This window comes from Paenibacillus piri (genome assembly GCF_004354045.1).
Taxonomy (GTDB): domain Bacteria; phylum Bacillota; class Bacilli; order Paenibacillales; family NBRC-103111; genus Paenibacillus_S; species Paenibacillus_S piri.
Window position 1 is genome coordinate 368,980 of sequence record NZ_SMRT01000002.1, and the last position, 15,272, is coordinate 384,251.

Below are 15,272 nucleotides of genomic sequence, written 5' to 3' on the forward strand. Positions count from 1 at the left end.
CCTTTATTATAAATGAGTATTATTATAAACTGTAAAATATATTATCCTGGTACTGGAGGATGGGATTTGGTAAGAAAACATCCAACGATCTTTTCTCAATTGATAGTCGGTTTTTCAGTTATCTTGTTAATTATAATTTCATTAATCAGTTATTTTACTTACCTCTTTTCATCTCAGATAGTCCTTAATAAGACGATTCAATATCTGGAAGAATCCGTTACTCAAATGAGAGGGAAAATTGACGTATTGTTAGGGGAATACGATCATTTATCGCAAAGAATTTCGTATAATCCGGAAACGCAAAACTATTTGTATCAATCCAATCAAATCATAGGTGAGAATAAAATTAATACCATTGGATTACAAAAAGTAATCACGCATGAAGAAGCTTATGTATCAAATGATATTTTGATAGAGATCGTGGATCTGTACTACAGACCCGCTTTTTATTCCTCCTGGAGCAACGAGATTAAAAAAATGAAATGGTATTCTCATGTTATCCAAGCGCGGGGAAGCATGGTTTGGACTTCTAATGACCTTTACTATAAGGATTCGCATACAAAAACCAATATGATCAACGGTGTTTTAGCGGTTAGGCAAATTAATGATTATTTTTCTTCCAAGTCGCGAGGAATTGGCTATATGTTGATAATAATTCCTATGGAAGTCATGCAAAGAACGATAGGGAATTTTATTGATAATTCTGCTAAAGTACAGGTGCTGGATCAATTCGGACAAATCGTGTATTCCACGGATGTACAAGAGATTGGCTTGAGATTGGATCAAGGATTACTAGACAAGATCGGTAATAAAGATGAACAGTTTCCTCAGGTAGAGATAGACGGTGAGTTGAACTATCTTACTTCGTCCTCCTCCTCGTACAGCAACTGGACTGTGGTAGCCTATGTTAAAAAAACATCGGTTTTCAATGATTTACATAAAGTACAGCAAAGTATTGTGATTATTGGATTACTGGGAATCTTGGCTGCTTTTTTATTGACAGCATTTTTTTCCTGGTCTCTGGTTAAGCCTATTCGCAAGTTAGCCCGCCATCTTAGCGGCATTGAAAAAGGGAAAATTTCAACATACAAAGCGAAGATGGTTAACCGGGAGGTTTACATTCTGTATGACAGTTTTAATAATATGATCATGAATTTGAATCAGACTATCAGAGATTTATCCGACCGAAAGGTTAGAGAAAATCAGGCCCAACTTATCGCGATGAAGGCGCAGTTTCAACCTCACTTTTTGTATAACTGCTTGAATATTATTTATTATTATGCCGTTATGGACAAGCAAAACCGGGTTTCCGATATGGTCCTGACACTAAGTGAGCTGCTTAGATATAGCGTTCAACCGGGTTCGGAATTTGTTACTCTACAGGATGACCTGGATCAATTGAACCGTTTCATAAAGCTGCAGCGGGCTCGTTACGAAGATAAGTTGAATATTATTATTTATGTAGACGAACAGTTATTGAAGTACCCGGTGATGAAACTGATACTGCAGCCTGTTGTCGAGAATGCAGTTATCCATGGTCTGGAACCGATGAAAAGCGAGAGATGGGACATCCATATCCATATTTCACGAAATGGAAATAATCTGAATCTTATTATTGAGGACAGCGGAATAGGCATGACTTCTGAACAGATGGCTAAAGCTTTAGATTTTGATATGGAAATAGACCATTCCAAAACTTTGCATACCGGTTTAGGACTGCCAAATTTGCAGCACCGGATTCAATTGATTTATGGAAAAATGTATGGAATCGCTTTAAGTCATAGTCATTTAGGAGGATTAAAGGTGGAATTGAATATTCCTATAGTAAACGAGGGAGAACAAGAATGAATATATTAATTGTGGATGATGAGCCATTTGTTTTGCGTACATTAAAGGAAATGATTGAAAGCGCGGGCTGGGAAAATATTCATACAGCCAAGGATGGGGAAGAGGCTGTTCATTATATGCAAAAGCAAAGCTTCGATTTGGTCATATCAGACATTCGTATGCCGGGTATGGATGGGATGCAATTAATACAATACATGGATGTTCATTCTCCGCATACTAAAGTTATTTTACTTACAGGTTATAAAGATATTGAATATGCACAAGAGGCGATCCGTTTCGGAGTAATGGATTATCTATTAAAACCCGCTTCCATTGAATCGATTCTCAAGGCAATCAACAGAGTCAATAGGTCGATCCAGGGTGAAGAGAATGAGAAAAAGTTAAATGTACGAAGGCAAAAAGATATGCTTGAAAAAAGGTTGGACGATTTACTCATAGGTATTCCAATGCCTTATTTTGACGATTCGATCATACCGGAATTTAATAAAATTTGTATCATGAGCTGTTATATCGATGAAGGCGTCGAAAGATGGAACTTACCTACCGCTTTATCGGCCATAAAAAATGTTACTGAGGAATTTTTGAAGCCGTATGGAAATATATTTACGGTTATAAACGAAACCCATATTGTTGTAATCGCCTTCATTAACCGTGAGTTTTCGGGAATAGAGAAAAAAATGGCGCAAAGCTTGTATAAACAAATTGAAATGATATTAAAGATTAAGCTTCTTATCGGTTTATCCGGGCTGTGTGAACAGCTTAATGAAACATCCCGAATATATATGGAAAGCGTACAAGCTCTGGAGGCGGCAAAGAAAAAAGATTTGGGGCCGATCGTGAACTATAACGAAATTAAAGATTCCCCGCGGCCCCTTTCACCTGAGTACATTCACAATCTGGAGCCTAAAAAGAACCGGAGAGTCGTCGCTCTTGTGTTGGAATTAATGCAGAAGCGGTTGTGCTCTACAGAGCTTTCCTTAAAAACGATTGCTGAAGAAGTTTATTTAAGTCCCGATTATTTGGGCAAAATAATTTAAGGAAGTAACCAACGAACCTTTTTCCAGTTATCTAATCAAGTTAAGGATTGAAAAGGCAAAGGAGCTGCTATCGTCCGATCCGGCAATAAAGATTTATGAAGTATGCGAGAAAATTGGATATCATGATCCCGCTCACTTCACGCATTTATTTAAAAAAAGAGTAGGGGTAACTCCACTAGAATATAAAAATGAAATAAAGTGAGGCGAGCGGGAGAGGTCCCGCTCTTTTTGATATTTAGGGGAATAAGCACCGTATAAACACAAAAAAAACCGTTTTTACCCTGTATCAACCAGGTACGATTTATTTGATAATAATTACGAGACCACAATAAATTTTGGAAGGTGACGAAATGAAGAAACCAGGGCTTGTAGGGTTAAGTTTATTGCTGACAGGTTCATTCGTATTAGGATGTAGCTCGCCACAGAACTCAGCGAACAGTAAAGGTGGAGAAAACAAAGCAGACCAACCGGCAAAAAAAATTGTTGTTGAATTATGGACACTAACCGGAAACCCTGCCGACGCTGCTGAGGCAGTGAAGAAAGAATTTATAAAGGAACATCCTAATATTGAAATTAAGCTGAGCACCAGAGCTACCGATCCCCATAAGGAAGCACTGAGGGTAGCCGCAGCATCAGGGAAGCTGCCGGATATGTGGTATAACTGGGGAGGGACGTTAGGTTCTTATTATCCTGAAAACGGATTCACACTTGATCTTACCGAATATGCCAAGAAAAATAATTGGGACCAAAAGTACCTGAAATCTACATTGGATCTGGCTACATTAAGCGGACAATTGTCCGGGGTTCCCCAGCATGTCAGAGGAATGGGGATTTATTACCGTAAGGACATTTTTGAGAAATATAAACTGCTAGAGCCAAAAACATTTGATGATTTCGAAAAGATTTTAAAAACATTAAAGGAAAACGGGATCACACCGATTTCAACGGCCGGCAAAGGCGGTTGGCTTACGATGAGATTCATGGAAAGCTTAATTGAACATTATGCAGGCTCTTCCTTGAATGATGGTCTTAAGAGTTTTAAAGAGTCGTGGGATAATCCCAAGGTAGTTGCAGCTTATAAAAAATGGAAGGAATGGTCGGATAACGGCTATTTTCCAAAAGGGTTCCTTACGTTAGATCCGACTGAAACCAAAATCGCCTTCTACAAAGCTACGGCAGCCATGGTATTGGAAAACCCGACTTTTGATGTCACTATGAATAAGGATCAGCAAGACTTGAATTTGTATGGGTATTTTCCATTTCCAACCGATCAAACGCCTTTAAGGATTTCCAGCTATGTCGATATGTACCAGATTAACAAGAAGTCTTCGCCTGAAGTACAAGAGGCGGCAATCCAATTCGCCGAATTCTCAGTGAACCCGAAAACCGCTGAAAAGCTTGGTTCCATCTTGAATCCGCCGTTAGCTTCGATCGGCGCGCCTATAACTTCAGATATGCCGCACCTTAAAAAATTTGTACAAGCGTTGGAAGGCGGAACGTATTTAATCACGGATCAAGCATTGCCGCAGGAAATTATTCAAAAGTTCTTCCAAGCACAAGACTCAATTGTTACAGGGGATATGACGCCAGAACGTGCGGCCAAGTTCATGCAAGAAGAAGTGGAAAAGTATAAGGTCAATAAAAAGTGACGGAGATGATGGCATGAATGTACGTTTAGCTAAACCGCTTATTTTCTTATTACCCGCGCTTTTTTTTCATTTGGCAGTGATTGTTTATCCGTCCATCTATACGCTTTACCTTAGTTTTTTTAGTTGGAACGGTTCTATTAATACGGCAAAGGTTTTTGTAGGTCTTCAAAATTATGTAACCCTTTTCACCGGGGACTCGGTTTTTTATACAGCACTAAGAAACAACTTTCTTTGGACGACAGGTTCCTTGGTTGCTACAACGGTGTTGGGCTTGTCGTTAGCGATGATCATCAATTACAAGCTGCGTGGAATGATTATTTTCAGAGGTGTTTTTTACTTCCCGTATGTTTTGTCAGGAATTGTTGTATCGCTGATGTGGTCGTGGATGTATCATCCTGAATTCGGTGTTTTTAATGAAATCCTCCGGGGGATCGGATTCGAGCCGGTGGAATGGTTATCCAATCCTAAATTGGCGCTTCTTTCCGTATTTATTGCGTCAACCTGGCATCATGTGGGTGCCCCTATGATCCTTTTCTTGGCAGGGCTGCAGTCCATCCCTTCAGACCCGTATGAAGCCGCCAAAGTAGAGGGCGCCAATAAGCTCCAAGTTTTTATTTATGTCACCGTTCCTATGCTGAGAGAAACCTTCGTCATTGTGTTCGCCACTACACTAATCGGCTCCATGAAAGTGTTTGATACGATCTATGCCATGACGGGCGGGGGACCTGCCCAGAGCACGCAAGTGTTGGCATCATGGATGTATTATCAGACGTTTCAATTCCATAACTTGGGGGTGGGCTCCGCCATTTCGTGGATTCTCGTTATTCTTGTTATGGCCATTACAATTCCGTATATCATGCATATGTCTAAACAATCACATGTATAATCGCGCGGAAGGAGCAATTCTATGAATCCGGCATCGGAGATGACCCTGCAGAAGAGCAATGCAATAGGAAGGGTAAGAAGCAGAACACCGGTTATTGTTTCCTATTTCTTTTTAATTGTTTTTAGTTTCATTTGGCTGCTTCCCATCGTATTTATGGCATTTACAGCCTTGAAAAGTCCTGCGGATTTTTTCTCCGGCGCCTTTTATGAAATGCCAAAAACGATAAAGTGGTCTAACTTTACAGAGGCATGGACAGCAGGGAAAATGGGTCTGTTTATGAAGAACAGCTTTAGTATTTCATTAATTAAAGTGCCTCTCGGCATATTTATAGCATCGCTCGCAGCGTTTGCATTAACAAGGCAAAATTACCGCTGGAGCAATTCAACGTTTTCGTTCTTTTTGACCGGTATGATGATCCCGTTTCAAGCGACACTGATTCCGCTTAATTTGATGTTAAGCAAAACGGGCTTGATCGATACACATACCGGCCTGATCATCTTGTATATCGGCTTTGGTCTGCCCTTTGCGATCCTGGTGTTACGCGGATTTTTTCGGTCGATTCCTAGAGAGCTGGATGAGGCGGCCAAGATGGACGGTTGTTCCGATTTCGGAATATATTGGCGGATTATAATGCCAATTGCGATGCCCGCGGTGGCCACCCTGGTCATTCTTGATTTTCTTCATACCTGGAATGAATTTTTGCTGGCCCAGATCTTTATTATATCTGATGAATTGCGGACAGTCCCTTCAGGTCTGATGAATTTCAAAGGGGAATACGGGACCAATTACGGGCTATTGAATGCAGGCGTATTATTTTCGGTTATTCCGATTTTTACCGTTTATTTATTGTTCCAGAAATTTTTTGTTTCCGGGTTATCCGGTTCAGTAAAAGGATAATAGATAACCACAACCAACCCTAAAAAAGGAGCGATTCAAATGAACTATAATCAATATGCCTTTACAGTGCCAAAGGAACAAATGATTCGGGTGATTACAAACACGGATGCTAAAAATGAAGGCGACGACCAATATGCCATCGTCCATACTCTGTTAAGTCCAAGATTTGATAACCGGGGGTTTATCGCAGCCCACTTCGGAGATGCGAAAACAAAAACCAGTATGGAAGACAGCTATAAGGAAATAGAAACTATTTTCGATCTGATGTCCATTCCCAAAAACGGTTTAATATTCCGCGGGGCAACCCATTCACTTAAAGATGAAACAACGCCGGTTCCGTCCGAAGGCGCCGAATTAATTATTCGAGAAGCGCTGTCCGACGACCCGAGACCATTATTTGTTACTTTCTTGGGGCCCCTCACCGATATGGCTTCAGCGCTGCTTATGGAGCCGCGAATTGCGGACAAGCTAACTGTAATATGGATAGGCGGCGGGGCTTATCCGAATGGCGGACCCGAGTACAATTTGCACAACGATATCCATGCGGCTAATTTGGTTTTTAAATCAAAGGTTCCCGTTTGGCAAGTTCCCAGAGACGTATATCAGCAAGTTATTGTTTCTATTGCGGAGCTGGAGCATAGGGTTAGACCCCACCGGGAAATTGGAAAATACTTATTCGATCAATTGGTAGAATACGGGCAATCCGTACATGCAATACGAAGCTCATACCGAACAGGCGAGTGTTGGTGCTTGGGCGATTCGCCGGTTGTAGGGCTGCTCCTTTTTGAGCACGCGTATCATTATGATCTGGTTCCGGCGCCGCAATTTACTGATGACTATAAATATATTGAAAGTCCGGACAACCGGCCGATACGGGTTTATAAACATATAGACAGCAGATTCATTATGGAAGATTTTTATGCAAAACTTGCCTTATTTGCAGAGAAGCGGAAGTAAGGTTTAGCAAAGAAATAGAGACTGTCGATTAATAGGGATAAGGGCCTGTTCCCGCCACATTAATCGACATGTTGGAAGAAGTAAAAGCATTGGCAACTTGGGTGCTTATCGGTGATGAACATATTTTTCGCCAAGGTCAATCGGTTGCAGGTCAAGTCTTTTCTTATCGAAAGATTGAAGATATTGAACAAGTGGATGATGAAAATGAAGTTTATTTAATCGATTTACACACTTTGAACCCCGAGCAATATAAACTTGGCACCCTTTCGGTTGATTGTGAAAAGGCTTGCGGGGAAGTATTGGAATATGCGTTAAAGTTGGCCAAGAAGCAGCGTTTGAACGGAGTCGTATATGCGCCCTTGAACAAAGAGGCATTATATCGGGGAGGCTATCACTTTAAAGATGAAATACATTTTTTCGCAAGTTTGCTGGACTGCACGGAGGGTTTTAGTGAGATTAACGTAATGGGAGATTTATGGGTGACACGGGTAACCTCTCATGTGCCACTGAAGGAGGTGGCTTCCCTGATCACAAAGGAACGTGTAGGAAGGACTATCCGCTTTGCCCATGATATCTTGTCGAAGGCGGGCATTCAGCAGCCGAGCATTGCCGTAGCTGCATTTAACCCTCATGCCGGAGATGGGGGGCTAATGGGAATGGAAGAAATTCAGGCGATCAGTCCCGCTATTAAAGATGCTCTGGAGATGGGCATCCGGGTGGAAGGGCCGTATCCTGCAGATACTATTTATCTTCGCTTAAATACTAAGCCTTTTGATTGCTTGGTTGGAATGTATCACGATCAAGCACAGACAGGGATGAAACTGCTGGGTTTCAACAGAGGGGTCACCATCAGCGGTGGTCTGCCCGTAGTTGTAACGACTCCGGCACATGGCACCGCCTTTGACATCTCGGGACAAGGAGCAGCAAATCCCGTAGCTATGATAAACGCCATGAAAGTAGCGATTAAATTGGCGGGTTTCTGATACATCATTATTTGGCCAGCCAGAGATTACTGGTTGGCCTTTCTTTATATTTATTAGGTGGTTTGGACATACAATGGAAGGAAATGTTATAGTAATATTACAGGAAAATAGCCATTACTACGGGAAAGTTATGCCAACGGATATGCCGCGCTGCTAAGGTGAGAATGTTCAAATCATTGCTGTCGACATACGCGACGTCCCAATTAGGGGACGATTCTAGGAGTAACGACACGCCTTTTACTGGATTGAGCAAGGGGAGATGACTGTGAATCAGAACGAATGGCTGAAGCGTGCAATGGAACGCAAACAAAGCGGATATATCTATCAGTATTATGAATTGGAGAAGTGTATTAAATTATCCCTGGAAAAGGGGGATATCCATTTAATGCGGGATGTATTGAACAAGTATAGAATATCCCCCCTACCGGACCGTATGTCTAAGGAGGAAGCTGTACTCAATGACCGGGCTAATGCAATTCGCATCATTGATACCGCAATACGTATTGCTATTGATCATAATGTAAATAGTGAAAAAGCCTGCTCGTTAGGTGAAATCATAATAGCCGATATTAGCAGTGTGACCAACCGCAACGAGTTAATCCATTATCTCGACAATGCCATACAATTGTTTATCCGGATCATTAAAGAGGAGGAGAAGCATGCTTATTCTCTTCGCGTGGAGAAGTGCATCCGCTATATCCAACAGCATATTTTTGATGAACTGAAAGTAAAGGATCTTGCCGGCAGGCAACAAATAAGTCCCGATTACCTGTCGAATCTGTTTTATTGTGAAACAGGCATTAACCTCTCCACTTTTATCCATAAGCAAAAGATCAAAGAGGCACGACTCCTGTTCTCTTATTTCTCGTCTTACTCAATCAACGATGTGGCGACCATGCTATCTTTTAAGCATGTCAGTCATTTCTCGGCTCTTTTCAAAAAGTATACCGGGCTCTCCCCCAAAGAATATAAAATCAAAATGAATTCGGCTTCTTTCGAAAACAGAGGTGCCGTTAGATAAGGGTGAACCGCGACCCGAGAGTTGGACACTTGGAAAGTATCCGCTCTCGGGACCTTTTTATTGAAAAAATACATATGAATCCATAAAGGAATTACAGTTTTATATAAATGTTCCTAAAATGATGATGCTAAAATAAATATACAAGCGATTGGAAACGCTTAACAACTGCTTGAAAATCAATTTCAGAGAGGTGTTCGAGATGAATTCACAAAGATTATGGTGGCAAATGCCGCTTCGCATCATACAGTTCAACCTGCAATCGAAGGACGCTCCCCTGATGGACGCGGAAAAAATCGCGCGCGAATCGGAAGAGATGGGCGCCAATGTCATTACAATTAACGCCGGCGGCATCGTGGCATGGTATCCAAGCAAAGTGCGGTTCCATTATGTCAATGAATATATGGAGGACGGAAGGGATATTTTGCGTGAAATATTGAACGCATGCCATGCCCGGAATATCAAGGTGATTGCCAGATTCGATTTTGCAATGGCCGAGGATTATATCTACCATCAGAACCCGCAATGGTTCGCCCGCAAACCGGACGGATCCCTCATTCCACGGGGCAATGACCGTCCCGGCCTATGGCGGAGGCTATACACTACCTGCATTAATAACGGCTACCAAAATGAAGAGGTAGGCCTCGCTGTCATTAACGAAATTTTGGACAACTACGGCGACGTTGACGGGATTTTTTGGAACGGCGGTTACTCTTCATCGTGTTGGTGCGGTGTATGCCAAGAAAAGTACCTGAAGAAATACGGAAAACCGATTCCGGAAAAAGCTTCTGAATTTGAAACGGATTGGTTAGCCTCCTGCAACACCGAGAGTACGCAGAAATATTGGGATCTGATGCGCACTAAAGCTCCGGACAAGCTTTTTACGCGCTATTATTTTCCTTTTAAACTCGATCTGGGAGCCAACATGACCTTGCCTGCAGATAATATCAACGAGCGCAGCAAAACGGGGAATATGCTTTGCACCGAAGCGCAGGACGTGCTTTCTCATGGACAAAAGAACCTCCCTGAATGGAGCGAGCCGGCTATTCGCATGAAGATGGGGCGGACTGTGGAGGGACTGCCTTCGCCCATCGGCATTATTCACGCCCAACCGGGGATGGATTGGCGGCATGTGGGGTTACCGGTGCCGGAATTCCTCTATTGGTCCGCGCAGATTAAGGCAAACGGCGGGGCGCATTGGTCCACACTTACGGGATTTTGCGATACAATCGAAGATAAAAGAATCCTGGATGGCGTTACCCGACTCAACCAAATGATCAAAAAAGTAGAAGATGACATGGATGAGGCAAATTGCGCATCACAGGTGCAGTTGCTTAGTGACGACGGCACATACGTCCAGGGCTGGGCTGACGGACTGATCAGCAACCATATTGAATTCGATATGATGACACATTATCAGCTTGAGCTTGAGAAAATGAAACGGTACCCTGTTGTAGTCGTTCCAAAAGGTTTCGTTTTTCCTGAAGATGCAGGCAGGTTATTTGAGGAATATGTGGCCGGTGGCGGGCATTTGATTGTGGAAGGCACTTCCGGGATCGAGCTCAGTCCTATCCTCCACCTGCTCGGAACTGAAGGGCAGATTGTCTGCAGCGAGCAAATGGTGGCAACCTATCAGCGTATTGAGCCCGCAGGCAACGTTCTACGCACCAAGCTCGGGGAAACCAACCTGGTTCCGCTTCGCGGTAGAGTAGGGTTCTGTGTTCCGAAATCCGACACCGAGGTCTATGCAACCTGGGTGCCGCCTTTTGCCCCTGCGGATTCTGTCGGCGCGCCGCCGGAGCGGGCCAGCCTGCCGGCAGCCCAAACCCAAGTGCCATTATGTATGGTAAGTACATTCAAGAAAGGGAAAGTCATGTTCTTGCCTTATGAGCCTAGCCGGCTATTTAGAGAATATGGGCTAGACGACTTCTGTATATTAATTGGAGCCTATATTGACATCATGCTGGGGGAAAAGAAACACTTGGAAGTTGATGCTCCTCGCGGTGTACAGACCAGCGTGTTTAAGAAGGACAACCTCTTATTGCTGCATTTCGTCAATGGAGTTGGACAGCGGCCGCTTAAGGAGAACATTCCCTGCCATAACATCAAGTTTTCATTGAAGCTGGAGCTGGGTCAGCAGGTAAAAGATGTTGCAGCCCGTATATCGGGCCAACCTGTTTACTATGAAGTTAACAATGGCGTTTTAACGGCAGAACTGGCAGAGTTAGGTGTATGGGATATGGTTCGCGTTGAGTTCTAACCGTCGGCATACAGCGGTTTAGCGGTCCAGTGTGCCCGTTGCAATAAAGTGCTATCCGCGGAAATCCTTGATACAGCCGGGTGAAAAATATTATTATTGCCGGAATCGATTCTGTTGCTTATAGTTTTGCCTATTAGGCAATTAAATCTGAAGCTAATGGAGGCAAAGCATATGGCATGGTGGTCCAAAAACAATTTACGGCTCATCCAAAATAATCTTCGTGAAGTCGATGCCAATCTGGATGTGGATGCGTTAATCGCTCAGCTGCAAGAACTATCCGCGAATGTGCTGATGATGAATGCGGGCGGTATCGTTGCGTTCTATCCTACCCAATTAGAGTACCACTACAGGGCGGCGAATCAGAAGAAGGACTTGTTGAAAGAAGCCATAGAGAAGGCGCACGCGAGCGGAATGAAATTCATTGCCCGGTTCGATTTCAGCAAAGCCCACGAGAGCATTTTTGCAAAAAAACCGGAATGGTTTTATAGAACCAAAGACGGCATGGAAGTTAATTATCATGGGATCGTACATTCTTGCATCAGCAGCGACTATCAACAGGAGTACTCCCTGCAAATCATCGATGAAGTCTTGACGAATTACGATGTAGACGGAATTTTCTTTAATTGGTTCGGGTATAACACGTTTGACTATAGCGGCAACGATCATGGAATTTGCCATTGCAATAGCTGTAAAACCCGGTTTCGGGCTTTGTACAACTTAGATTTGCCGGAAAAAGCCAACATGAATGACCCGGTTTATAGACAGCATATGAACTATCAGCAAGTAACCGCTGCGAAAATGCTCGATCGTGTCTACGAACTGGTCAAGAGCAAAAACCGGGATATTGCGATATCCACCTACAGTGAACATAAGGTAGATATCGTCCGTAAAGAGTCGAATACGGATAAAGAGAGACCACATCCGGTCTGGTTGTACTCCGCATCGGAGAATGTAAAGTCGCTCGAGGATTCATGGGATGATAAGCTCGTCAGCAATTGCTGCATCAATGCTGTCGATTTGGTTCACCGGTTTACCGCCGTTTCCAGGCACGAGATTAACCTTCGTCTGAAAGAAGGGTTAGCCAGCGGCTCCGGATTGGATTTTTGTATCATTGGTGTATTCGAAGACTATCCGGATCGTGAAAATTTACCGACAGTCTCCAAGATATTTAAGTATCATAAAGAACATGAGCAATATTATGGAAACTTTCAGTCCGTAAGCGAGGTTGCCTTAATTAAACCAAGGAAGATGTGGAAAACGGATCTCAAAGAGTATTATGGACTTTTTAAAATGCTTAAGGAAGGGCATGTTTTGTTCGACGTCATTGATCAAAAAACACTGGCTAATCGTAAGGGAGGATTGTCCGTCTACAAAGCGGTGATGATTCCCGACATTCCTGAGTTTTCTAGCGAGGAGCTTCAGGAGCTTCAAAACTTTTGTCAACTAGGGGGCAGCTTGCTTAGCACCGGCAGGTCCTTTACCCGGGGAGAAGACAATCAAACGTTCATGCAACGAAATTTTGACGCGACATTAGAGGATATCCATGACTATCACCGGGAAGCAGCCTATCTGCAGACGGACAATAAGCAGTTTTTTGCAAGCTTTGCAGAACGCGACTGGATCTTGCTGGACGGCAGCTTTTCCCGGGTAACCTTCGGTTCCAAGGCGGTCCGTCACCTGCCTCTTGTCAATCCGTCAACATTCGGGCCTCCGGAGCGCGCATCGGGTCATAGCACATCTAACGAATACTTTGGATTAGGCATTGTATCGAACGGACAACAAAAGGCAATTTATTTTCCATGGCAACCAGGGCGGCTGTATTACCAATTCGGTTATGCCGATAACAAGCATATTGTGCTGGACTCCTTAGAAGCCGTAATGGATGGTAATCATCAAATCAAAACTAACGCGCCTCAAAACGTGGAATTATTTTTTAACAAATTGGACGAGGAGACGTACATTCTTCATTTGCTTAATGTTTCGGGCTTTAACGGGGTTACGTATTTCGAACCGATTCCTGTTCACAATATCCAAGTGCGATTGCCATGGCTTCGGGCTTGCAGCCAAGCGATCAGTTTAATAGAAAACCAGGATGTGTCTTTTACAAGCGAACATGGAGAAACTATGATTGAACTTCCTTTATTAACCGATTTTGCAGCGGTAGTCATTAAGCGTTAAGGCGGACGAACTGATTGCGGAAGGCAGGTCCATTGAGCAGGCGGCTTCGGCAAGAGGCCGCTTCTCATTGGATGCTCCTGTTTCCGGCGGAGATGTGGGCGAGATTATGGTTGGAGGAGACCAAGCTGCCCGACCAAGACTGCAGAACTCAGGCGTTTTTTAAGCTGTACAATTCTTAAGCTGGGAGATGAGACAATTATGGAATATAAATTTTTTGACCGTAATTTTGGATTGCAGGGGAAGGTTGCGATCATCACAGGGGCGGCAAACGGTATCGGTAAGGCAACTGCGGAGCTTTTTTCTTCAAAGGGAGCCAAAGTTGTTTTGCTTGATATTAAAGAGAGTGTAAAGGAGGTTGCCGACTCATTAAACAAGACAGGTGCGGATGCACAGGCATTCATATGTGATATTACTAAATCTGAAAACATTCAAAACGTGTTAGAGGAAAGTTTAAAGAAATTCGGAAAAATAGATATTTTGGCCAATATTGCAGGCGCCGTTGAGCTTGACGATGCCGAAAATTTAGACGAAGAAGTATGGGATAAACAAATGAATATTAACGCGAAGGCAACCTTCTTGATGTCAAAGTATACGGGCCGGGAGATGATCAAGAGAGGGGGCGGGAAGATAATCAACATCGCATCGCAAGCAGGTTTTATTGCCATCGACAAGCATCTGGCCTACTCTTCAAGCAAAGCGGCTGTCATTATGATGACCAAAGTCCTCGCGTTAGAATGGGCTGAATTCAATATTAACGTTAATGCGGTGTCTCCCACCGTCGTTTGGACGGAAATGGGGGAAAAGGCTTGGCCTGGAGAGGTTGGGGAAGCAATGAAAAAGACGATCCCGGCAGGAAGGTTCGCTTATCCCGATGAAATAGCCGCAGCAATGCTATTTTTGGCATGTGATGCGTCCAATATGATAACAGGCGAAAATCTTGTTATTGACGGCGGGTTCACGATCAAATGATGCAAGCAGGGCAAAACAAGGAGAAGATCTCCGTTTCATAGTCCATAGTCCCGGTTCTTCCTATAAAACTATTGTAATCAAGCTCCCGGAGGTAAGAAGCACCAATCCTTCGGGCTCTTTCCAGTTTGTACGGCTATTCGGATTTAGGCGGAAAACAGTTGATTTCAATTTATACTAAAAAATGTCCAAAAGAAATTTCGTTTTTTTTTGAAATGTTTTTTTCCAGTTTGAAGCTTGATTCAAATAAAAATTCCCCCCAAGCATTTGGGAGGAATCTAATATCGATGGTACGAGCAAAGTCTTGTTCCATCTGCCTCGGCATTGCCGAGAAGTAGTAGTGTTAACACACCGTGTTGACAAATAATCGAGAACGCCTAGATCATTCATTATTACCGAATATGCCTATTGTATAAATAGAGGTAGCTCAAGCGATAAATGCTTGGGCTTTTCTTGATTAAAATAAATGACTTGAAGATCACTGACTTAAGATTGATGCTTTTTGTAGCGTCCTTGCAAAGTGAACTATTCTAGCATTGCTAAAAGTAATTTTTTAATTTTGTAGATATTTTTTTGCGATTTGACTTTAATAA

Annotated in this window: 13 protein-coding genes; all 13 read left to right on the forward strand. The window is 43.0% G+C overall.

Annotated features, from left to right (window positions below; all coding sequences use genetic code 11):
• The first annotated feature begins 66 nt into the window (after nucleotides 1-66).
• The 13 genes from E1757_RS06505 to E1757_RS06565 all read left to right on the forward strand — a co-directional run bounded on the left by E1757_RS06505 (nucleotide 67) and on the right by E1757_RS06565 (nucleotide 14,682).
• Complete coding sequence (locus E1757_RS06505; RefSeq protein ID WP_165971980.1) at nucleotides 67-1,848, forward strand: cache domain-containing sensor histidine kinase; 1,782 nt, start codon at nucleotides 67-69, stop codon at nucleotides 1,846-1,848.
• Nucleotides 1,845-2,885, forward strand: a complete 1,041-nt coding sequence (locus tag E1757_RS06510) for a response regulator (protein WP_133226035.1) — start codon at nucleotides 1,845-1,847, stop codon at nucleotides 2,883-2,885. The genes E1757_RS06505 and E1757_RS06510 overlap by 4 nt, the downstream gene beginning before the upstream one ends.
• Before the next feature lie 46 nt (nucleotides 2,886-2,931).
• Complete coding sequence (locus E1757_RS37160) at nucleotides 2,932-3,087, forward strand: helix-turn-helix domain-containing protein (protein ID WP_425464828.1); 156 nt, start codon at nucleotides 2,932-2,934, stop codon at nucleotides 3,085-3,087.
• A 148-nt stretch (nucleotides 3,088-3,235) separates the two neighbouring features.
• Nucleotides 3,236-4,534 (forward strand): ABC transporter substrate-binding protein, encoded by a 1,299-nt coding sequence (locus tag E1757_RS06520; RefSeq protein ID WP_133226036.1) that lies wholly within the window; start codon nucleotides 3,236-3,238, stop codon nucleotides 4,532-4,534.
• A 13-nt stretch (nucleotides 4,535-4,547) separates the two neighbouring features.
• Complete coding sequence (locus E1757_RS06525; RefSeq protein ID WP_133226037.1) at nucleotides 4,548-5,420, forward strand: carbohydrate ABC transporter permease; 873 nt, start codon at nucleotides 4,548-4,550, stop codon at nucleotides 5,418-5,420.
• Between the two features lie 21 nt (nucleotides 5,421-5,441).
• Complete coding sequence (locus E1757_RS06530; RefSeq protein WP_246079045.1) at nucleotides 5,442-6,317, forward strand: carbohydrate ABC transporter permease; 876 nt, start codon at nucleotides 5,442-5,444, stop codon at nucleotides 6,315-6,317.
• Between the two features lie 39 nt (nucleotides 6,318-6,356).
• Nucleotides 6,357-7,274 (forward strand): nucleoside hydrolase, encoded by a 918-nt coding sequence (locus E1757_RS06535; RefSeq protein ID WP_133226038.1) that lies wholly within the window; start codon nucleotides 6,357-6,359, stop codon nucleotides 7,272-7,274.
• A gap of 89 nt (nucleotides 7,275-7,363) precedes the next feature.
• The gene (locus tag E1757_RS06540; RefSeq protein WP_165971981.1) at nucleotides 7,364-8,257 is read left to right on the forward strand and encodes a PdxA family dehydrogenase; all 894 of its coding nucleotides are present in this window, start codon (nucleotides 7,364-7,366) and stop codon (nucleotides 8,255-8,257) included.
• A gap of 265 nt (nucleotides 8,258-8,522) precedes the next feature.
• Nucleotides 8,523-9,278, forward strand: a complete 756-nt coding sequence (locus E1757_RS06545; RefSeq protein ID WP_165971982.1) for a helix-turn-helix domain-containing protein — start codon at nucleotides 8,523-8,525, stop codon at nucleotides 9,276-9,278.
• A 199-nt stretch (nucleotides 9,279-9,477) separates the two neighbouring features.
• Entirely contained in the window at nucleotides 9,478-11,535 is a 2,058-nt protein-coding gene (locus E1757_RS06550; RefSeq protein WP_133226041.1) for an alpha-amylase family protein, read from the forward strand.
• 96 nt (nucleotides 11,536-11,631) lie between these two features.
• Nucleotides 11,632-13,713 carry an alpha-amylase family protein gene (locus tag E1757_RS06555; RefSeq protein ID WP_246079046.1) on the forward strand — a complete coding sequence of 694 codons (2,082 nt, stop codon included), beginning with the start codon at nucleotides 11,632-11,634 and terminating at the stop codon, nucleotides 13,711-13,713.
• A 31-nt stretch (nucleotides 13,714-13,744) separates the two neighbouring features.
• Nucleotides 13,745-13,876 (forward strand): NAD(P)-binding domain-containing protein, encoded by a 132-nt coding sequence (locus E1757_RS06560; protein ID WP_281282482.1) that lies wholly within the window; start codon nucleotides 13,745-13,747, stop codon nucleotides 13,874-13,876.
• A gap of 35 nt (nucleotides 13,877-13,911) precedes the next feature.
• On the forward strand, nucleotides 13,912-14,682 hold the full coding sequence (locus tag E1757_RS06565; protein WP_133226042.1) for an SDR family oxidoreductase: 771 nt from the start codon (nucleotides 13,912-13,914) through the stop codon (nucleotides 14,680-14,682).
• Nucleotides 14,683-15,272: the final 590 nt, after the last annotated feature.